Source organism: [Mycobacterium] manitobense, from assembly GCF_025821665.1.
Lineage (GTDB): Bacteria > Actinomycetota > Actinomycetes > Mycobacteriales > Mycobacteriaceae > Mycobacterium > Mycobacterium arseniciresistens.
In genome coordinates, this window is the sequence record NZ_JACKSJ010000024.1 from 42,962 (window position 1) to 62,237 (window position 19,276).

The following is a 19,276-nucleotide window of genomic DNA, read 5'->3' on the forward strand; positions in this document are numbered from 1 at the left end:
GACCGGCATGCCCCCCGAATCGCGGCCTGTTGTGCCGCTGCCGGAGCCGACTCCGGTGTCCGCACCGTACTGGCATGCGCTGACCGAACACCGCATCGTGATCCAGTACAGCCCGTCCCTGGGACGCCACGTGTTCTATCCCCGCACCCTGGCGCCGGGGACGCTGGCCGACGACCTGGAGTGGCGCGAGATCTCCGGCGCCGGTGAGCTGTTCACCTACACCGTGGCGCGGCGGCCCACCGGTCCACCATGGGCCGATGCGCTGCCGCAACTGCTCGCCGTCGTCCAGTGGGACGAGGGACCGCGTGTCAGCACCGAACTGGTCGACGTCGATCCGGAGCAGATCCGGGTGGGGATGCGGGTCACCCCGGTGTTCCACGACGTGCCGGGCACCGGCGTGACGCTGCTGCGGTACCGGCCGGCGTGAGATGTCAGGACTTGCGTCGGGCCTTGCGCCTGCGCTTGGCGGCGAGCCGGTCCAGTTCGGCGAGCAGGGTGTCGGCGCGGGCGCACTCGTCGGCGTAGTACTGCGCCGACCAGTTGAGCACCGCGACGGGATACTCCCATTCGGGTACCGGCGCCGCACCCTCGGCGTGGTCCTGGGCGAGCACCCTCATGCGTTCGGACTGCGCGCGGTGCGCCAGCACCATCTCACGCAGTTTCGCCGGATCGGCGGTGTGGCCCAACCAGGCCCGCAGCATGATGCCGTGTTTGAGCACGGCGGGCTCCGGCGCCGCCTCGGCGGTCCAGGCGGACACGGCCCGTTCGCCCTCGGGGGTGATGCGGTAGACCCGCTTCTCGCGCTCACCGCGCTTGCGCGCGACGTTCTTGTTGTCGTCAAGGCGCGACGCGACCAGACCCAACTCCTCGAGCTTGTGCAGCTCGCCGTAGATCTGGCTGTAGGACGGCGCCCAGTAGAAGAACTTGAGGCTCCAGTCGGCCCAGCGCTTCATGTCGAAACCCGACAGCTCCTGACCGAAGGACAGCAGGCCCAGCACCGCGTAACTCGTCGCCCGCAGTCGCGGACCCGGCTCCGGGTGCTCGTCGGCCATGGCGACACCCTAGATGAGCGGCCGCCCAGGGATGCCGACAATCCTGCCCGGCCCCATCTCTATTTCTGATAGAAACAGGTCACCACCCACGAGGAGCCCATGGACGACGGAGTAGCCGCGATGCTGCGGACCCTCGACGACGACTTCCCGGCGGTCGAGCAGATGTCCGTCGAAGCGGCGCGCGCGGCGGTGGCCGCCAGGCGCCAGGCGGTGACCAACGTCGACGACACCGCCGCTCGTGACCGCGTCATCGACACCGCGGCCGGATCCATCGGCGTGCGGATCTACCGGCCGCACGGTCCCGGCGACACGCCACTTCCCGGTGTGGCGTTCTACCACGGTGGCGGATTCGTGTTGTGCGACATCGAAAGCCACGACGGATTCTGCCGGGCGATGTCACGCCACACCGGTTCGGTGGTGGTCTCGGTCGGCTACCGGCTCGCACCCGAGCACCCGGCGCCCGCCGCCGCGGAGGACGCCTTCGCGGCCTTCGACTGGGTCACCCGCAACGCCGCGGAACTCGGCGTCGACCCCCGGCGCATCGCCGTGGCGGGAGACAGTGCCGGCGGCAACCTCGCCGCCGTCACGTCGATCCTGTGCCGGGAACGGGGCACGGTCCCGCCGCTCGCGCAGATCCTGCTCTATCCGGTGATCGACCCGTCGTGCGACAGCGTCAGCCAGCGCCTGCGTGCCACCGGATATGCCACCACCCGTGCTGCCCTGCAATGGTATTGGCGACAGTACCTCGGCGGAGCGGCGCTGCCCGAACCGGCTTACCTCGTCGCGCCCGCACGCGCGGACTCCCTGGCGGCGCTGCCCGCGGCGATCGTGGTCACCGCCACCCTCGACCCGCTGCACAGCGAAGGCGCGGCGTACGCCCGGCGACTGCGCGAGGACGGTACCGCGGTGCTGCACCGCGACTTCCGCGGTCTCTTCCACGGATTCCTCACCATGATGGCCTTCCCGCCCGCGGTTGCCGCCCGCGAACTGCTGTGGTCGGACATGCGCCACCTGCTCGCCGCCCGCGTCGCGGAGGCGGTGTCGTGACCGGCGGGCGCCACGACGTGATCGTGATCGGTGCCGGCTTCGCGGGGCTGTACGCGGTACACCGCGCCGCCGCGGCCGGCATGAGCGTCATGGGTATCGACGCCGCCGACGGCGTTGGCGGAACCTGGTACTGGAACCGTTACCCGGGCGCGCGCTGCGACGTGGAGAGCGTCGACTACTCGTACTCCTTCGACGAGGACCTGCAGCAGTCGTGGACGTGGACCGAGCGGTTCGCCGGCCAGCCGGAGATCCTGGCCTACCTGGAGCACGTGGCCGACCGGTTCGACCTGACTCGCCACTACGTGTTCGGCACGGCCGTGACGGGCGCCGCCTTCGACGAGCGGACCGGGACGTGGGAGGTGCGCACGTCGAACGGCACGCAGCACCGTGCCTCGTTCCTGCTGTGCGCCACCGGCTGCCTGTCCGCGGTCAACCGGCCGCACCTGCCGGGCGTCGGGGACTTCGCCGGCGAGGTCTACCACACGGCGGCCTGGCCTCAGCGCGACCCCGACTTCTCCGGCAAGCGCGTCGGGCTGGTCGGCACCGGGTCCTCGGGCATCCAGGCCGCACCCCTCATCGCGGCGTCGGCCGCGTCGCTCACGGTCTTCCAACGCTCGCCGAACTACAGCGTGCCGATGCCGAACCACCCATGGACCGACGACGACATGCACCGCATCCGGGCGGAGTACGCCGAGCGGCGCCGCCGCTCGGCCTACGCGCCCGCGGGGACGCCGCACACCAGCCCGGCCGGACCCGCCGCCGACACCGGTCCCGAGGAACGTGAAGCGGCCCTGCGGCAGCGGTGGACCCAGGGCGGCGTGCTGTTCAGCAAGACGTTCGCCGACCAGTTGACGGACCTGGCCGCCAACGACATCGCACGGGAGTTCGCCGAGGCACGCATCAGGGAGCTCGTCGCCGATCCGGCGGTCGCCGACGACCTCGTCCCGGCCGACCATCCGATCGGCACCAAGCGCATCTGCACCGACACGGGGTACTACGAGACGTTCAATCTCGACCACGTCAGCCTGGTCAACCTGCGCCGCGAGCCCATCACCGCCGTCACAGCCGGCGCCGTGCAGACGACCACCTCCGAATACCCCTGTGACGTACTGGTGTTCGCCACCGGATTCGACGCGATGACCGGCGCACTGAGTCGCATCGACCCGGTCGGTGCGGGCGGCGCCCGGCTGGGTGACCTGTGGGCCGACGGACCGGTCACGTTCCTCGGGATGATGATCCCGAAGCTGCCGAACCTGTTCAGCTTCAGTGGACCGGGCAGCCCGTCGGTGCTGGCCAACATGGTCCTGCACGCCGAAGTCCAGGTCGACTGGGTGATGGCCTTGATCACCGAGGCCCGCGTGCTGGGTGTCACCCAGGTGGAACCCCGTGCCGATGCCGCCGACGCGTGGACCCGGCACGTCACCGAGGTGGCCGAGGGCACGCTGTTCGTCCACGCCGCCTCATCGTGGTACCTCGGCGCGAACATCGAGGGCAAGAAGCGCGTGTTCATGCCGTACGTCGGGGGATTCGGCAACTACCGCAGGCAGTGCGACGACGTCGCTGCAAACGACTACGCCGGACTGGTGTTCACCTCACGATGAGGACGTCCCATGCATGAGACCATCCAGCAGGTCCTTCGCGACCGCATGGACGACGACGGCGTCGCCGTCATGTACGGGGACAGGACGTGGTCCTGGCGCGAGCATCTCGCGGAGGCCGCCGCCGAGGCGTCGGCGATCATCGATTCGGCCGATCCGGCCCGGCCGCTGCATGTCGGGGTGCTGCTCGGCAACACCCCGGAAATGTTGCGATCCATGGCCGCCGCCGCACTGGGTGGCTACGTGCTGTGCGGCATCAACACCACCCGCCGTGGCGCGGGTCTGGGCGACGACATCCGCCGATCGGATTGTCAACTGCTGCTTGTCGATCCCGACCACCAGCCGCTGCTCGACGGGCTCGATCTGACCGGCGTGACGGTCATCGCCGTGACGTCGCCGGCGTATCTCGAGGCGGTCGGCGCCGCGGGAGCGCTGGTGCCGCACCGCGAGGTCGCGGCCACCGACCCGATGATGCTGATCTTCACCTCGGGGACCAGCGGCAACCCGAAGGCTGTGCCCTTCGCCCACGTGATGGCGGTACTGAGTGGCAGCAGCCTGGTGCTGCAACACGACATCACGCCCGACGACGTCTGTTATCTGTCGATGCCGCTGTTCCACTCGAACGGCGTGGCCGGCGGCTGGTCGGTGGCCGTCTGCAGCGGCGCGGCGATGGTGCCCGCCAAGTTCTCGGCCTCACGCTTCCTCGACGACATCCGGCGGTACGGCGCCACGTACATGAACTACGTCGGCAAGCCGCTCGCACTGGTGCTCGGCACCCCGGAGCGACCGGACGACGCCGACAACCCGCTGCGGGTCGCGTTCGGCAACGAGGCCGCCGACCGCGACATCGAGGCATTCGCGCGGCGATTCGGCTGCCGGGTGATGGACGGGTTCGGCTCCAGCGAGTTCGCCGTCATCGTGGTCCGCGAGGACGGGACTCCGCCCGGATCCATCGGCAAGGGCTGGGAGGGCGTCGCCGTCTACCACCCCGACACCGTGACCGAATGCGCGACGGCGGTGTTCGACCAGACCGGAGCGCTGGTCAATTTCGACGACGCGGTGGGCGAACTGGTCAACACCACCGGCGGCGGTGCGTTCGGCGGGTACTACAACGATCCCGGTGCCACCGACGAGCGCATGCGCCACGGGATGTACTGGTCCGGAGACCTCGCCTACCGCGACGCCGAAGGATGGATCTACCTGGCGGGCCGCACCGCCGACTGGATGCGGGTCGACGGCGAGAACCTCGCCGCCGCACCGATCGAACGAATCCTGCTGAGGCTGCCCGAGCTCAACCAGGTCGCGGTCTACGCGGTGCCCGACCCGCACGTCGGCGACCAGGTGATGGCCGCGGTCGTCCTGAACGACGGTGCCGAACTCGCCCCCGCCGAACTCGAGGCCTTCCTCGCCGGGCAACGGGATCTGTCTCCCAAGGCGTGGCCCCGCTTCGTCCGCATCAACGACGCACTGCCGCAGACGGCCACCAACAAGATCCTCAAGCGCGAACTGATCAAGGACGGCGTGACCGCCGGCGGGGGAGCGCTGTGGGAGCGGCCGGTCCGGTCCCGAACGTATCGGCCCGTCCGCTACGCCGGTGCGGACTGATCTGTCCGACGGCCGCCGGTGTAGTCGACCTCCCAGTGCTTGATGCCGTTGATCATGCTCGACCGCAGGCGCTCGGGATCTCCGAGCGGCTTCAGGTCGGGGAGGTGATCGGCGATGGCATTGAACATCAGGTCGATCGTCATCCTCGCGAGGTTGGCGCCGACACAGTAGTGCGCGCCGGTGCCACCGAATCCGAGGTGGGGGTTGGGGTGTCGCAGGATGTCGAATCGGGACGGCTCGTCGAAGACCTCTTCGTCGAAGTTCGCGGACCGGTAGAACAGCACCAGTCGCTGCCCCTTGCGGATACGGACGCCACCGAGTTCGGTGTCCCGCAACGCGGTGCGCTGGAACGCGTTGATCGGCGAGGCCCAGCGGATGATCTCGTCCGCTGCGGTCTTCGGGCGGCGGGCCTTGAACAGCTCCCACTGCTCGGGGTGCTCGGTGAAGGCCATCATCCCCTGCGTGATGGATTGGCGCGTCGTCTCGTTGCCCGCGATGGTCAGCGTGACGACGAACATCCCGAACTCGGCCTCCGTCAGCTGGCCCTCGTCGTCGGCGTCCATCAACGCACTGACGATGTCCTCGCTGCGCTGCCCGGCCTTGCGCTGTGCCAACTGCATGGCGTACCACATCAACTCGGCGGCCGAGCCCAGCGAGTCGTATCCGGCGAACTCGGGGTCCTCGTCGCCGATCATCTGATTGCTCCAGTCGAACAGCTTCTCCCTGTCCTCCTGCGGTACGCCGAGCAGACCGGCGATGGCCTGCAGCGGTAGTTCGCGGGCGACGTCGAGCACGAAGTCGCCGGTGGAGAGTCCGGCCGCCGCGGCCGCGATGCGCTGAGCGCGCTGATCGAGTTCGGCGCGCAACCGCTCGACGGCCCTCGGGGTGAAGCCGCGGGAGATGATCTTGCGCAGCCGCGTGTGCTCCGGATCGTCCATCATGATCATCGACGCGCGGCCGGCCTCGATCTGACCGCCGCCGCCGGTGACCTTGTAGCGGGGCACCACCGACTTCTCCGACGAGGAGAACACGTCGCTGCGCACCGAAACCTCGCGCACGTCGCGGTGCTTGGTCACCACCCAGTAGCCGCCGTCGCCGAAGCCGCCGACGTCGGGTGGCTGGGCATTCCACCAGAGCGGCGCCGAACGTCGCAGCTCGGCCAGTTCCTCGACGGGCAGCCGGTGGACGTAGATGTCGGGGTCGGTGAAGTCGAAGCCTGGTGGCAGCAGCGGAGCGGGCATGTCGGCACCTCTCTAACTCTTCCGCTTAGGAATACCTCACAGTGTTGCCCGGGGTGACCGATATCGACGGAATGGCGCGTCTCGCGGGTGTAGCGTCCCGGCCATGTCGCCGGAATTCGCGGGCAGGATCGACCTCGACATCCGGGACTCGGAGCCGGACTGGGGGCCCTACGCCGCGCCGACCGCGCCCGCCGGCGCGCCCAACGTGCTGTACCTGGTGTGGGACGACACCGGCATCGCGACGTGGGACTGTTTCGGAGGCCTGGTGGACATGCCCGCCATGAGCCGGATCGCCGACCGCGGTGTGCGGATGAGCCAATTCCACACCACCGCACTGTGTTCACCCACCCGGGCATCGATGCTCACCGGGCGCAATGCGACCACGGTCGGCATGGCCACCATCGAGGAGTTCACCGACGGTTTCCCGAACTGCAACGGCCGCATCCCCTTCGACACCGCGCTGCTGTCCGAGGTGCTCGCCGAGCAGGGATACAACACCTACTGCGTCGGCAAGTGGCACCTCACGCCGCTCGAGGAGTCCAACCTGGCGGCCACCCGCAGGCACTGGCCGCTCTCACGCGGGTTCGAGCGCTTCTACGGCTTCATGGGCGGCGAGACCGACCAGTGGTATCCCGAACTCGTCTACGACAACCACCCCGTCGCGCCGCCCGCCACCCCCGAGGACGGCTACCATCTGTCGAAAGACCTGGCCGACAAGACGATCGAGTTCATCCGCGACGCCAAGGTGATCGCCCCGAACAAACCCTGGTTCACCTACCTGTGTCCCGGCGCCGGCCACGCACCGCACCACGTCGCCCCGGAGTGGGCGGACCGCTACGCCGGACGCTTCGACATGGGCTACGAGCGCTACCGCGAGATCGTGCTGGAGAACCAGAAGAAGCTGGGCGTTGTCCCGGCCGACACCGAACTGTCGCCGATGAACCCCTACCGCGGCGTCACCGGTCCGGACGGGCAGCCGTGGCCGGAGCAGGACACCGTGCGGCCCTGGGACTCGCTGAGCGCGGACGAGCAGCGGTTGTTCAGCCGGATGGCCGAGGTGTTCGCCGGATTCCTGAGCTACACCGACGCCCAGATCGGCCGGGTGCTCGACTATCTCGAGGAGTCCGGCCAGCTCGACAACACGATTGTCGTCGTCATCTCCGACAACGGGGCCAGCGGCGAAGGGGGACCCAACGGTTCGGTCAACGAGGTCAAGTTCTTCAACGGCTACATCGACACCACGGAGGAGGGCATCCGGTTCCTCGACCGGCTGGGTGGCCCGCAGACCTACAACCACTATCCGATCGGCTGGGCGATGGCCTTCAACACGCCCTACAAGCTGTTCAAGCGCTACGCCTCACACGAGGGCGGCATCGCCGACACCGCCATCGTCTCGTGGCCGGCGGGCATCGCCGCGCACGGCGAGGTGCGCGACCACTACGTCAACGTCTGCGACGTCACCCCCACGGTGTACGACCTGCTCGGCATCACACCACCCGACACGGTGAAGGGAGTGGCGCAGAAACCGTTGGACGGCATAAGTTTCCGCGCGGCGCTCGACGACCCGGCCGCCGACACCGGCAAGGACACCCAGTTCTACACGATGCTCGGCACCCGCGGCATCTGGCACCGGGGGTGGTTCGCCAACACGGTGCACGCCGCATCGCCGGCCGGCTGGTCGCACTTCGACCGCGACCGCTGGGAGCTGTTCCACATCGCCGACGACCGCAGCCAGTGCCGGGATCTCGCCGCCGAACACCCCGACAGGCTCGAGGAACTCAAGGCGCTGTGGTTCAGCGAGGCCGAGAAGTACAACGGCCTGCCACTGGCGGACCTGAACATCCTCGAGACGTTGTCGCGTCACCGGCCCTACCTGGCCGGCGCGCGTGACTCCTACACCTACTACCCGGGCACCGCCGACGTCGGCGTCGGCGCCGCGGTCGAGATCCAGGGCAGATCGTTCGCGGTGCGCGCCGACGTGCTGCTCGACGACGCGGACACCGAAGGCGTGGTGTTCAAACACGGTGGCGCACATGGCGGACACGTGCTGTTCTTCGCCGACGGCCGCCTCAACTACGTGTACAACTTCCTCGGCGAGAAGGAGCAGACGCTGTCCTCGCCGACGGCCGTCGGACCCGGCCGGCACACGCTGGGCGCCGGTTTCGTCCGCACCGGCACGGTCGAGGGCAGCCACACCCCCCTCGGCGAGGCGACGCTCTATGTCGACGACGAAGCCGTCGCAACGCTGCCGGACGTGCAGGTGCACCCCGGCACATTCGGGCTGGCGGGTGCGGGCCTGTCGGTCGGACGCAACACCGGCTCACCGGTGTCGCGCAGTTACACCGCGCCGTTCCCGTTCACCGGCGGCACCATCGCGCTGGTGAACGTCGACGTCTCGGGCACACCGTATGCCGACCTGGACCGCGAGTTCGCGCGGGCGTTCGCGAGGGACTGATGATGAACAGAGCTTTGGTACCGGTGCTGGCCGTGGTGTGCCTGGCGACGGCGTGCGCGCGAACCGACGACGGCACAGCGGTGGCGGCGTCGCAGCCGCCGGGATCCGAGGAGTCGGCGCAGCCGTCGTCGAGCAGCGCGGCGGTGACGCCGCCGTCCGGGCCGATCGACTTCGGGGTCGTCCCGACCGATCGGGTGCCGGTGCCCCCGGGAACCGTGACCTGCTCGCCGGAGCCGCGGCCTGCCGCCGAGGCGACGGTCCGCGGACCCGGCCCCACCGCACCCGTGATCACCGTGGCCGTCCCGGACGGCTTCGGGCCGCCGCAGCCCAGCGGCGACGGGGTGCTCATCGCGGGCCCCGAGGACATCAAGGCCCTGGTGACCGTGACCCCGACCGACGAGGAGCCGGCCTACGCGTTCGAGACGTACTCCGACCGGCTCGTCGCCGACTCGTCGATCAGCGCGGTGAGCGTGCTGCCCGGTGAGCTCTGCGACTACAGCGGCCAGGAACTGATGGGCACGTTGTCCAACACCGATCAGGACGCCATCGAGTACCGGGACCGCATCGTGCACATCTGGACCCCCGACGGCGGCATGTACCTGGCAGCGGTGCACGTCACGGCGCCGATGGCGGCCGCGGGCTTCGAAGCCGCGGCAGAGGTGTTCACCGGGGACTTCGCCGTCGCACTACCCTGAAACCTGCGCCCGCGGGCGCAGTGCCTCCGGCCATGAGGGCTTCGGTTGCCGGGGCCGTGTTCGCTGACCAGCGACGATTTGGTTCTCCGCAGGTCCTCACCTAGAATCAACGGGTTGCCTTGGGCAGACCTCGGCCGATCCATTCGGATGGGCCCTGCGTGCTCTTCGGTGACGCAAGACCGCGTACGACCAGGTCGGTATCTGGCGTGCAGACATAACCCAGGTCAGGAGATCGAGTGATTCAGCAGGAATCGCGGCTGAAGGTCGCCGACAACACGGGTGCCAAGGAGATCTTGTGCATTCGTGTGCTCGGTGGCTCGGGTCGGCGATACGCCGGCATCGGCGATGTGATCGTGGCGACCGTCAAGGACGCCATCCCCGGCGGCAACGTCAAGCGCGGCGACGTCGTCAAGGCCGTCATCGTCCGCACCGTCAAGGAGCGCAGGCGCGCCGACGGCAGCTACATCAAGTTCGACGAGAACGCCGCCGTCATCATCAAGCCCGACAACGACCCGCGCGGCACCCGCATCTTCGGCCCGGTCGGCCGCGAACTGCGTGAGAAGCGCTTCATGAAGATCGTCTCGCTTGCCCCGGAGGTGTTGTAGATGAAGGTCCACAAGGGCGACACGGTGCTGGTCATCTCCGGCAAGGACAAGGGCGCCAAGGGCAAGGTCATCGAGGCCTACCCGACCCGCGAGAAGATCCTCGTCGAGGGCGTCAACCGGATCAAGAAGCACACCGCACAGTCGGCGAACGAGCGGGGCGCGTCCTCGGGCGGCATCGTCACGCAGGAGGCGGCGATCCACGTGAGCAACGTGATGGTGATCGACTCCGACGGCAACCCGACCCGCATCGGCTACCGCTTCGACGACGAAACCGGCAAGAAGGTCCGCGTCTCGAAGCGCAACGGCAAGGACATCTGACATGACCACCGCTGAGAAGACCATCCCCCGCCTGAAGCAGCGCTACCGCGACGAGATCAAGGACGCGCTGAACAAGGAGTTCGGCTACGCCAACGTCATGCAGATTCCCGGCGTGGTCAAGGTCGTCGTCAACATGGGTGTCGGCGACGCCGCCCGCGACGCCAAGCTGATCAACGGCGCGGTCAACGACCTGGCGCTGATCACCGGCCAGAAGCCGGAGATCCGCCGCGCCCGCAAGTCGATCGCACAGTTCAAGCTCCGCGAGGGCATGCCGATCGGTGCGCGCGTGACGCTGCGCGGCGACCGGATGTGGGAGTTCCTGGACCGGCTGACCTCGATCGCGCTGCCGCGTATCCGCGACTTCCGCGGCCTGAGCCCCAAGCAGTTCGACGGCACGGGCAACTACACCTTCGGCCTGAACGAGCAGTCGATGTTCCACGAGATCAACATCGACGACATCGACCGGCCCCGTGGCATGGACATCACCGTCGTCACCACGGCGACGAACGACGACGAAGGACGAGCGCTGCTGCGGGCGCTGGGCTTTCCGTTCAAGGAGAACTGAGCAGATGGCAAAGAAGGCGCTGGTCAACAAGGCCAACAAGAAGCCGAAGTTCAAGGTGCGGGGTTACACCCGCTGCCAGCGGTGCGGCCGTCCCCACGCGGTGTTCCGCAAGTTCGGGCTGTGCCGCATCTGCCTGCGCGAAATGGCGCACGCGGGTGAGCTGCCCGGTGTGCAGAAGTCCAGCTGGTAAGCCGGCTTTCAAATCAGACCAATCCAAACAGGTTGCGGTAGGCCCCCGATGGAACTGACCACAGTGGGAACCGCCGCGAGGAAGGTGAACCGGCTGTCATGACAATGACGGACCCGATCGCAGACTTCTTGACACGTCTGCGCAACGCCAATTCGGCGTACCACGACGAGGTGACACTGCCCCACTCGAAGATCAAGGCCAACATCGCCGAGATCCTCAAGGAGCAGGGTTACATCTCCGATTTCCGCACCGAGGATGCCCGCGTCGGCAAATCCCTTGTGGTGCAGCTGAAGTACGGTCCCAGCCGTGAGCGCAGCATCGCGGGTCTGCGCCGGGTGTCCAAGCCCGGCCTGCGGGTGTACGCGAAGTCAACCAACCTGCCCCGGGTGCTCGGCGGCCTTGGCGTGGCGATCATCTCCACGTCGTCGGGCCTGCTCACCGACCGCCAGGCAGCGCGAAGCGGCGTGGGCGGCGAAGTCCTCGCCTACGTGTGGTGAGGGGGAACTGAATCATGTCGCGCATTGGTAAGCAACCGGTCACCATCCCCAACGGGGTCGACGTGACCATCGACGGTCAGAACGTCTCGGTGAAGGGGCCCAAGGGCACCCTGGCCGTGGCCCTGGCCGAGCCGATCAAGGTTTCACAGGACGACGGCGCCATCGTGGTGACCCGTCCCAACGACGAGCGGCGCAACCGCTCGCTGCACGGGCTCTCGCGGACGTTGGTGGCCAACCTGGTCACCGGTGTCACCGAGGGGTACACCACCAAGATGGAGATCTTCGGCGTCGGCTACCGCGTGGTGCTCAAGGGCAACACGCTGGAGTTCGCGCTGGGATACAGCCACCCCGTCGTCATCAACGCGCCCGAGGGTGTGACCTTCGCGGTGGAGACGCCGACGAAGTTCTCGATCTCGGGCATCGACAAGCAGAAGGTCGGCCAGATCGCGGCCAACATCCGCCGCCTGCGTAAGAGCGATCCCTATAAGGGCAAGGGGATCCGCTACGAAGGTGAGCAGATCCGCCGCAAGGTCGGAAAGACAGGTAAGTAGAGATGGCTACTGCGAAGACAGAAGCCCCCACCACGCGCAAGCCCGTGGGGCAGAACATCTCCCAGACCCGCCGGACGTCGCGACTGCGTCGGCACGCGCGGCTGCGGAAGAAGGTCGCCGGCACCGCCGACGTGCCGCGTCTGGTCGTGCACCGCTCATCGCGGCACATCCACGTGCAGCTGGTCGACGACCTCACCGGCACCACCCTGGCGGCGGCTTCGTCCATCGAGGCCGACGTGCGGGCGGTGGACGGCGACAAGAAGGCCCACAGCGTTCGCGTCGGTCAGCTGATCGCGGAGCGCGCCAAGGCCGCGGGTATCGACAAGGTCGTGTTCGACCGCGGCGGATACACCTACGGCGGACGGATCGCATCGCTCGCCGATGCGGCTCGCGAAGGCGGGCTCACGTTCTGATGATTGTTAGCAACGGAAGGACTGCATGATGGCCGAGCAGGCAGCAGGAGCGGCCGGGCCGGCGACGTCCGACCAGCGAGGCTCCCGCGACAATCGCGGCGACAACCGGGGTCGTCGTGACGACCGCGGTGGACGCGGCGGACGCGACGGTGGCGACAAGAGCAACTACCTGGAGCGCGTCGTCGCGATCAACCGGGTTTCCAAGGTGGTCAAGGGTGGTCGGCGTTTCAGCTTCACCGCCCTGGTCATCGTCGGTGACGGCAAGGGCATGGTCGGCGTCGGTTACGGCAAGGCCAAAGAGGTTCCCGCCGCGATCGCCAAGGGCGTCGAGGAGGCTCGCAAGGGCTTCTTCCGCGTGCCGCTGATCGGTGGCACCGTCACGCATCCGGTGCAGGGTGAGGCGGCCGCAGGCGTGGTGATGCTGCGTCCGGCCAGCCCCGGTACCGGTGTGATCGCCGGTGGTGCGTGCCGTGCGGTGCTGGAATGCGCCGGCGTGCACGACATCCTGGCCAAGTCGCTGGGCAGCGACAACGCGATCAACGTGGTGCACGCCACCGTTGCCGCGCTGAAGATGCTGCAGCGTCCGGAAGAGGTGGCCGCCCGTCGCGGGCTGTCCATCGAGGATGTCGCCCCGGCCAGCATGTTGCGGCACCGTCGTGAGGCTGACGCGCTGGCCGCGTCGGCTGCACGTGAAGGGTCGGCGTAGGCAATGGCATCGCAAAAAACACTGAAGATCACCCAGGTGCGCGGCACCATCGGTGCGCGCTGGAACCAGCGGGAGAGTCTGCGCACACTCGGCTTGCGGAAGATCCGCCAGTCGGTGGTCCGTGAGGACAACGAGCAGACCCGCGGACTCATCAAGACCGTGCACCACCTCGTTGACGTAGAGGAGGTCTGAGAATGACACCGATCAAGCTCCATGACCTGAGGCCGGCACCCGGCGAGAAGAAGGCCAAGCAGCGCGTCGGTCGCGGTGAGGGCTCCAAGGGCAAGACCGCTGGCCGTGGCACCAAGGGCACCAAGGCCCGCAAGAACGTCCCGGCGACGTTCGAGGGCGGCCAGATGCCGATCCACATGCGGCTGCCGAAGCTCAAGGGCTTCAAGAACCGCTTCCGCACCTCATACGAGGTGGTGAACGTCGGCGATCTCGACCGGCTGTTCCCCAAGGGCGGCGACATCGGCCTCGACGAGCTCGTGGCGTCCGGTGCGGTGCGCAAGAACACGCTGGTGAAGGTACTGGGCGACGGCAAGGTGTCGGTCAGCGTCAATATCAGTGCCCACAAGTTCAGCGGTAGCGCTCGCGAGAAGATCACCGCCGCAGGCGGATCGGCGACCGAGCTTTAAGCATCGAACAGAGGCCCCGCACGCTTCCCGCGTGCGGGGCCTTTGTCGTTGACGTAACGTTGCACGACGCGGGCGCGATTACCCTGCGTAGTGCGAACCGAGGAGAGTCCATGATCCGGCACTGTCGTACTGTCGCCGTCGCGGTGGCGGTGGCGGGCTTCGCGGTGTGGGGGCAGGCCGGTATCGCCGGCGCCGACACCAACGACGATCGGTTTCAGAAGGTGATCACCGAGATGGGCCTGAAGGGCGCACCCGGAACCGACCTCCCGGCGATGGGGCGCGCCGTCTGTGACGCGATCACCCAGCAGCTGGCCGCCAATCCGAACCCGGCGCCGGTGGTGCGCGGCGTGGTGTCCACGCTGGAGAACAGCAACATGACTCGTGAGGAGGCCGTCGGCTTCATGCGAGCGTCGGTGGCCGTCTACTGCCCTCAGCACCGCCGCTTCACCGGCCGCTAGGTCTGCGGGCGAGTCTTCATCACGTCACGGAACAACGCCTGGCGGATCGCGAGTTCCCGCGGGTCGCTGTAGAGGTGGAATCCCTGCCGGTTCATCACGTAGGCGAATCCGGTGGCGGTGTCGGGATCGGCGAAGCCGAAGGATCCACCGAAGCCGGGTGTGCCGAAGGCCGTTTCGGACGAGCCGAACGAGAAGTGCGGCGAGATCGGCTTGCAGAATCCGAGTGAGTATGCGACGCCGATGTGCATGATCTTGTCGTTGGGTCCCTTGCTGGGCGGTGTGGCGTCGGCCTTCAGTGCTTCGAACGTGTCGGTGTCGAAGCCGATTTCAGCGCCACCGGTGGCCGCGTCGCCGTAGAGCCGGGCGACGGGTTCGGCGGTGCCGTGGCCGTTGACGGACGGGATCTCGACGGCGCGCACGTCAGGGCGGTTGTAGGCGCCGTCGAAGGGAGCGACGTCGCTGGGTACGCCGACGGTGCGCGCCGTCAGGCCGACGGGATTGAGAGACGTCGCGAGGAATCCGGGCGGCATCACGTTCATGTGCAGCAGCGTCTCCCATCGTTTCCAGTAGTGCACGAGGGCGATGCGGTCGGCGCTGACGGCGTCCGTTAGTCCGATGTGAAGGTCGAGGCCCATCGGTGTGGCGATCTCGTCGGCGAGGAACCGGCCGAGCGTGCGGCCGGCGGGGTCGGTGCGGCGGATCAGCTCGGACTGGTACCAGCCCAGGGTGATGGCGTGATAGCCGTGCCGGGTGCCGGGCACCCAGGCGGGCTTCTGGGCCGCGAGCATCGCCGAGAGACGCTGGGTGTCGGCGACATCGGCGAGTGTGGGTGCCGGGGTCAGGGCGCAGAGACCGGCCTGGTGGGCGAGCAGTTGACGCACCGTGATGTCGGCCTTGCCGGCCTGCGCGAATTCGGGCCAGAGGTCGGCGACCCGGTCGCCGTAGGAGAACAGGCCCTTCGACACTGCGGCCGCAGTCGTCAGCGCCGCAATGCCTTTGGTCGTGGAGAACATGTTGACGATGGTGTCGCGCTGCCACGGCTGTTGCGTGAGGCCGTTGCGGTAGCCGCCCCACATGTCGACCACCTTGACGCCGTCGCGGTAGACGGCGACGGCGGCGCCGATCTCTTCTCGGGCGGCGAAGTTGGCGCGGAAGGCGTCGGCCACCTTGCCGTAGCCCTCGTCGGCGTCGCCATGAATGTCGTCCGGTGACACCGCGACCTTGAGCACCATGTTGACCTCCCGCCTGACGGCAGAATATGGCACCGCATGCTGCGGGGGAGAGGTATTCGGGTGCTCCGCGCAGGCGGATACCGCCGACGTGTGGTGGCGTCGGCGGTGGTGGCCGCGGTGTCGCTAGAAGGGTGGTGGTTCGTCGCCGGGTTGCGGTGGGGGCTTGGGGGCGAACAGTGCGTCGAGTGCTTGTCGGCGGTTGCGGCGGCGGGCTTCGCGGTGTTCGCGGTTGTGTTGGCGTTCAGCAGCGATGCGGGCGGCTTTGTTCTGGGCTCGGGTGCGTTGCCGTTGGGGCATCATCGCGGTGCGCTCACCGGATGGGTCGTCTCGGTTGTCGCGTCGGACGACGGGGGCTGTCGGTGCGCAGAGGCTGGGGAACAGCAGCGCCGATCCGGGTGTGGTGGTGTAGGTCTGGCCGGCCGGGCTGGTCCAGATGACGGTGCCGTCGCACTGTTGTCGGTCGTGCCAGCCCCAGAAGGTTTTGATCAGATGGTGCAGGCGGCACAGGCATTTCAGGTTCGATGCCTGGGTCGGCCCGCCCTGGCTGTAGGGGATGGTGTGGTCGATGTCGGTGCTGAACGCCGGCACGTCGCAGCCCGGGAAGCGGCAGCCCAAATCGCGGCACCGCACGAACTCCGCCAGCGTGCGCGAGGGGGTATAGCGCGGTTCGGGGCCGGCGTCGCCGGGATGGATCAGCGGCCGGATGGTGGCGTGCTCGGCCAGGCCGGCGATCTGTTCGGGCGGCAGGATCCCGTCGTTGTGCACCAGTGATGCCACCGAGTCATCGGCAGTGGCAGACTCGGCATCGGCGGCCTCGGCGTCAGCCCCACCAACAGCGTCGGGTCCGGTCACGACATGGATGACGAATGGCGCGGCGACCGCGTCCGTGTTCGGGCAGTCGGGATTGCCGCAGTGGCATTGCAGGCGTTCGGCGCCGCGGGATATCGCGGCGATGGCGTCGACGCGGCGCTGTTTCTTGGTGCGTGGATCGCCCGGGCAGACGGTGTCAGCGAGCGCGTCGAGGCGGTTGTCGAACACTCGGGCCCCGGCGGTGGGCATGGTGCCGCCGAAATTGCTCATGCCGTCGAGGCCGTCGACGACCCACACCTCACGCTCCTCGGCGGCTTTCTTGCGGCGCCGCAGCGCATCTCGATCGTGTCTGGCGATGATCCGGTCGACATACCCGCAGACCTGGCCGTAGCTCAACTTCATCAACCGGGCGGCCGCACCCGCCACGGTGGCGTCGACGAGGGTCAAAACCGCGGGGTCGGTGATCAGGGCGGTGCGGTGCAGCACGGTGGTGACGATGTCGAGGGTCAGTTCACCGACGCGGAACATCGCCGCGACCAACGGTAGGCGTTCACGCAGTCCGCGCGCGAGGCTGACCTGATCCTTGGCCCGCTCGTAACCGATGTTCAGCGCGGCGGCGATCTCGACGGCCACCGCGGATTCGGTGTCGACGGCCCACTGGTCGCTGGTCTCGTCGCGTTCGGCGAATCGCACCGCATACAACTCGCCGATCGCGGTCAACCGTGCCGCGGCCTGCTGGTTCTCCCGACGCGCCGCGACCATCACCGCGGAGATCAGTTGGCGCGCCTCGGCCGACTCCGGCCGCGTGACGGCCAGTACCTGGTCGAAGCTTGCCTGCGTCGGATCGAACATACATTCGATTATCGCAGAGGGGTATGACACGCGAAAGCGGCGCACAACGGTTGTGGATAACCGGCGCGACGGGGCCCGAATCGGGCCGTCGTCAGAGCGAACGCGCGAAGTGCTCGGCGACGATGTCCACCGCTTCGGCGACCTTGCCGGTTCCGTCGTAGAACTCGAAATGTGGACCTTCCGTCCAGTGCAGGTTCTTGGGTCCGGCCAGCAAGTCGTAGGTCTTGCGCGCCTGATCGGGCAGTGCGCAGTCGTCGCTGTGGACGACGAGTGCCGGCGCCGTCACCGCCGCCGCCTTGCTCACGGGATCGAAGGCGAGCCACGGCTCCCACGACATGACCGCGAACTCGTTGCGCCACTGCGAGACTCCGCCGCCGCGACCGGTATCCATGTAGTACTCGTTCGGGCCAGGATGGGAGGCGCTCTGGTCCTGGTCGTGATAGGCCAGAATCGTCTGGTTCTCGCCGGTCTGCCGATAGCGCTGTGCGGCGGCGCGCGCGGCGGCCTGTCGTGCCGCGACGCCGTCGGCCCCGCCGTAGAGCGACGGCGTGATCTCCGGTTCCGCGAGGTGGCCGGCCACGCTGGCGACCGCTCGCACCCGGGGGTCGGCGGCCGCCGTGTACAGCACAGTGCCGCCCGACGTGCAGATGCCCAGCAGACCGAGCCGCTCGGAAGCGACGTCGTCGCGGCCACCCAGGTAGTCCAGCGCCGCGGACAGGTCGGCCGACTTGGACTCCGGATCCTCGAACTGACGGACTTGCCCACCGCTGGCGCCGTAGTTGCGGTAGTCGATCGACAGCGCCAGGAATCCGCGCCGGGCCAGCTCGGCCGCATAGATTCCGCCCATCTGCTCCTTGACCGCGGTGAGCGAACCGCCCACGACGACGGCGGGCAGCTGACCGCTCCCCACATCCGTCGGCCGGTACACATGTGCGGCGACGAAACTGTCCCCGGCCGGGAACCTCGCCGATTCGGCGGTGCCCAGCTCCCGCGCGGACAGGTACCTGGGCGGCGCAGGCGGCGCAGCTGCCCCGCACGCCATGAGCGGTGCACCTGCGGCTGCGGCGGCTGCGGCACGACAGAAGTCCCGCCGGGACAACGCGTTCACCGGTCCCCTCCCGGGAGGGCGTCGACTACCACCTGGAAGCGCCGCGGATCGAAGTAGTCGTGGTACTCCAGCACTTTCGTCCCGCGGAACCGGAACACCGCGATATTGGTGTTGGTGTACCGCTGGCCGGTCCGCAGCAGCGCGTCGACGAGGTACTCCACGGTGACCGCATCCGAGTCCGCCGCCGGGTACACACCGGTGAGGTCGGTGCGGAAGGTCTCGAAATTGGCGAACAGGTCGCGGAAGCCGGCGACGATGGCCGCCTTGCCGTCGATGGACGGGGCGAACCCCTCGGGCGGGTACGGCACGATGATGCGGCCGTCCTCGGCCCACAGATCCGCCCACGCGTCGACGTTCTTGGCCGTCAGCAACGCGAAGAACTCACGAGCGATCGCCGCCGTGGTCAACGGCTGCGCGGTCGCCGGGTGCGCGTTGCCCATCATCATCGTCCCTCCCGTCGCCGCCGCGGCGGCGCGGACGAAGGCGCGCCGTGACAGATGAATTCTTCGCACAGACACCCTCCGAGTCGTCGTCCCGTGTTCGATTCCGCCTACCCGGATGCTAGTTCGCCATCCGCGAGTGACACTGCCGCAGAATCGAAGTGAGCAAGATCGGTCTGGGTGGGACCGCCGCACGGAAC

23 protein-coding genes are annotated in these 19,276 nt (G+C 68.2%); 17 read left to right on the forward strand and 6 right to left on the reverse strand.

All coding sequences use genetic code 11. The annotated features are described in order from the left end of the window. Window positions 1-7 precede the first annotated feature (7 nt). On the forward strand, window positions 8-427 hold the full coding sequence (locus H7I41_RS03005; protein WP_264011205.1) for a Zn-ribbon domain-containing OB-fold protein: 420 nt from the start codon (window positions 8-10) through the stop codon (window positions 425-427). A gap of 4 nt (window positions 428-431) precedes the next feature. On the opposite strand, the gene H7I41_RS03010 is transcribed toward H7I41_RS03005, so the two are convergent. Beyond that, entirely contained in the window at window positions 432-1,052 is a 621-nt protein-coding gene (locus H7I41_RS03010; RefSeq protein ID WP_264011080.1) for a PadR family transcriptional regulator, read from the reverse strand. A 99-nt stretch (window positions 1,053-1,151) separates the two neighbouring features. Between H7I41_RS03010 and H7I41_RS03015 the strand changes: the two genes are divergently transcribed. Genes H7I41_RS03015 through fadD1 form a run of 3 tightly spaced genes read left to right on the forward strand, consistent with a single transcriptional unit; the run spans window position 1,152 to window position 5,302 of the window. Continuing rightward, a complete protein-coding gene (locus tag H7I41_RS03015; protein ID WP_264011081.1) occupies window positions 1,152-2,099 on the forward strand; it encodes an alpha/beta hydrolase in 948 nt (315 codons plus the stop codon). After that, window positions 2,096-3,700, forward strand: a complete 1,605-nt coding sequence (locus H7I41_RS03020) for a flavin-containing monooxygenase (RefSeq protein WP_264011082.1) — start codon at window positions 2,096-2,098, stop codon at window positions 3,698-3,700. The genes H7I41_RS03015 and H7I41_RS03020 overlap by 4 nt, the downstream gene beginning before the upstream one ends. Before the next feature lie 9 nt (window positions 3,701-3,709). Next, window positions 3,710-5,302 (forward strand): fatty-acid--CoA ligase FadD1, encoded by a 1,593-nt coding sequence (gene fadD1, locus H7I41_RS03025; RefSeq protein WP_264011083.1) that lies wholly within the window; start codon window positions 3,710-3,712, stop codon window positions 5,300-5,302. On the opposite strand, the gene H7I41_RS03030 is transcribed toward fadD1, so the two are convergent. After that, on the reverse strand, window positions 5,284-6,543 hold the full coding sequence (locus tag H7I41_RS03030) for a cytochrome P450 (protein WP_264011084.1): 1,260 nt from the start codon (window positions 6,541-6,543) through the stop codon (window positions 5,284-5,286). The two genes, fadD1 and H7I41_RS03030, sit on opposite strands and share 19 nt — an antisense overlap. A 103-nt stretch (window positions 6,544-6,646) precedes the next feature. Between H7I41_RS03030 and H7I41_RS03035 the strand changes: the two genes are divergently transcribed. The 13 genes from H7I41_RS03035 to H7I41_RS03095 all read left to right on the forward strand — a co-directional run bounded on the left by H7I41_RS03035 (window position 6,647) and on the right by H7I41_RS03095 (window position 14,634). Next, a complete protein-coding gene (locus H7I41_RS03035) occupies window positions 6,647-8,998 on the forward strand; it encodes an arylsulfatase (RefSeq protein WP_264011085.1) in 2,352 nt (783 codons plus the stop codon). Window positions 8,999-9,000: 2 nt separating this feature from the next. Further along, entirely contained in the window at window positions 9,001-9,693 is a 693-nt protein-coding gene (locus H7I41_RS03040; RefSeq protein WP_264011087.1) for a hypothetical protein, read from the forward strand. A 236-nt stretch (window positions 9,694-9,929) separates the two neighbouring features. Beyond that, window positions 9,930-10,298, forward strand: coding sequence for a 50S ribosomal protein L14 (rplN, locus tag H7I41_RS03045; protein ID WP_137148880.1), 369 nt, complete (start codon window positions 9,930-9,932; stop codon window positions 10,296-10,298). After that, window positions 10,299-10,616 (forward strand): 50S ribosomal protein L24, encoded by a 318-nt coding sequence (gene rplX / locus H7I41_RS03050; protein ID WP_264011089.1) that lies wholly within the window; start codon window positions 10,299-10,301, stop codon window positions 10,614-10,616. It begins immediately after the preceding gene. A gap of 1 nt (window position 10,617) precedes the next feature. Further along, on the forward strand, window positions 10,618-11,181 hold the full coding sequence (rplE, locus tag H7I41_RS03055; protein WP_264011090.1) for a 50S ribosomal protein L5: 564 nt from the start codon (window positions 10,618-10,620) through the stop codon (window positions 11,179-11,181). Between the two features lie 4 nt (window positions 11,182-11,185). Continuing rightward, window positions 11,186-11,371, forward strand: coding sequence for a type Z 30S ribosomal protein S14 (locus tag H7I41_RS03060; RefSeq protein ID WP_011558444.1), 186 nt, complete (start codon window positions 11,186-11,188; stop codon window positions 11,369-11,371). A 98-nt stretch (window positions 11,372-11,469) separates the two neighbouring features. Continuing rightward, a complete protein-coding gene (gene rpsH, locus H7I41_RS03065) occupies window positions 11,470-11,868 on the forward strand; it encodes a 30S ribosomal protein S8 (protein WP_264011091.1) in 399 nt (132 codons plus the stop codon). Between the two features lie 14 nt (window positions 11,869-11,882). After that, window positions 11,883-12,419, forward strand: a complete 537-nt coding sequence (gene rplF, locus H7I41_RS03070) for a 50S ribosomal protein L6 (RefSeq protein WP_264011092.1) — start codon at window positions 11,883-11,885, stop codon at window positions 12,417-12,419. 2 nt (window positions 12,420-12,421) lie between these two features. Continuing rightward, window positions 12,422-12,832 (forward strand): 50S ribosomal protein L18, encoded by a 411-nt coding sequence (gene rplR / locus H7I41_RS03075; protein ID WP_276008208.1) that lies wholly within the window; start codon window positions 12,422-12,424, stop codon window positions 12,830-12,832. A 28-nt stretch (window positions 12,833-12,860) separates the two neighbouring features. Continuing rightward, complete coding sequence (gene rpsE, locus H7I41_RS03080) at window positions 12,861-13,538, forward strand: 30S ribosomal protein S5 (RefSeq protein ID WP_264011093.1); 678 nt, start codon at window positions 12,861-12,863, stop codon at window positions 13,536-13,538. A gap of 3 nt (window positions 13,539-13,541) precedes the next feature. Then, window positions 13,542-13,730, forward strand: a complete 189-nt coding sequence (gene rpmD, locus H7I41_RS03085) for a 50S ribosomal protein L30 (RefSeq protein ID WP_264011094.1) — start codon at window positions 13,542-13,544, stop codon at window positions 13,728-13,730. 2 nt (window positions 13,731-13,732) lie between these two features. Then, window positions 13,733-14,176: a 50S ribosomal protein L15 gene (gene rplO, locus H7I41_RS03090; protein ID WP_264011096.1), complete on the forward strand. Its 444-nt coding sequence runs from the start codon at window positions 13,733-13,735 to the stop codon at window positions 14,174-14,176. 110 nt (window positions 14,177-14,286) lie between these two features. Further along, window positions 14,287-14,634: a DUF732 domain-containing protein gene (locus tag H7I41_RS03095; protein WP_264011097.1), complete on the forward strand. Its 348-nt coding sequence runs from the start codon at window positions 14,287-14,289 to the stop codon at window positions 14,632-14,634. Here H7I41_RS03095 and H7I41_RS03100 read toward each other — a convergent pair. From H7I41_RS03100 to H7I41_RS03115, 4 genes are all read right to left on the reverse strand, one after another. Continuing rightward, window positions 14,631-15,866, reverse strand: a complete 1,236-nt coding sequence (locus H7I41_RS03100) for a serine hydrolase domain-containing protein (protein ID WP_264011098.1) — start codon at window positions 15,864-15,866, stop codon at window positions 14,631-14,633. The genes H7I41_RS03095 and H7I41_RS03100 overlap by 4 nt on opposite strands. A gap of 123 nt (window positions 15,867-15,989) precedes the next feature. Continuing rightward, the gene (locus H7I41_RS03105) at window positions 15,990-17,528 is read right to left on the reverse strand and encodes an HNH endonuclease signature motif containing protein (protein ID WP_264011099.1); all 1,539 of its coding nucleotides are present in this window, start codon (window positions 17,526-17,528) and stop codon (window positions 15,990-15,992) included. Window positions 17,529-17,619: 91 nt separating this feature from the next. Beyond that, window positions 17,620-18,570: an alpha/beta hydrolase gene (locus H7I41_RS03110; RefSeq protein ID WP_264011100.1), complete on the reverse strand. Its 951-nt coding sequence runs from the start codon at window positions 18,568-18,570 to the stop codon at window positions 17,620-17,622. 62 nt (window positions 18,571-18,632) lie between these two features. After that, the gene (locus H7I41_RS03115; RefSeq protein ID WP_264011101.1) at window positions 18,633-19,148 is read right to left on the reverse strand and encodes a nuclear transport factor 2 family protein; all 516 of its coding nucleotides are present in this window, start codon (window positions 19,146-19,148) and stop codon (window positions 18,633-18,635) included. Window positions 19,149-19,276: the final 128 nt, after the last annotated feature.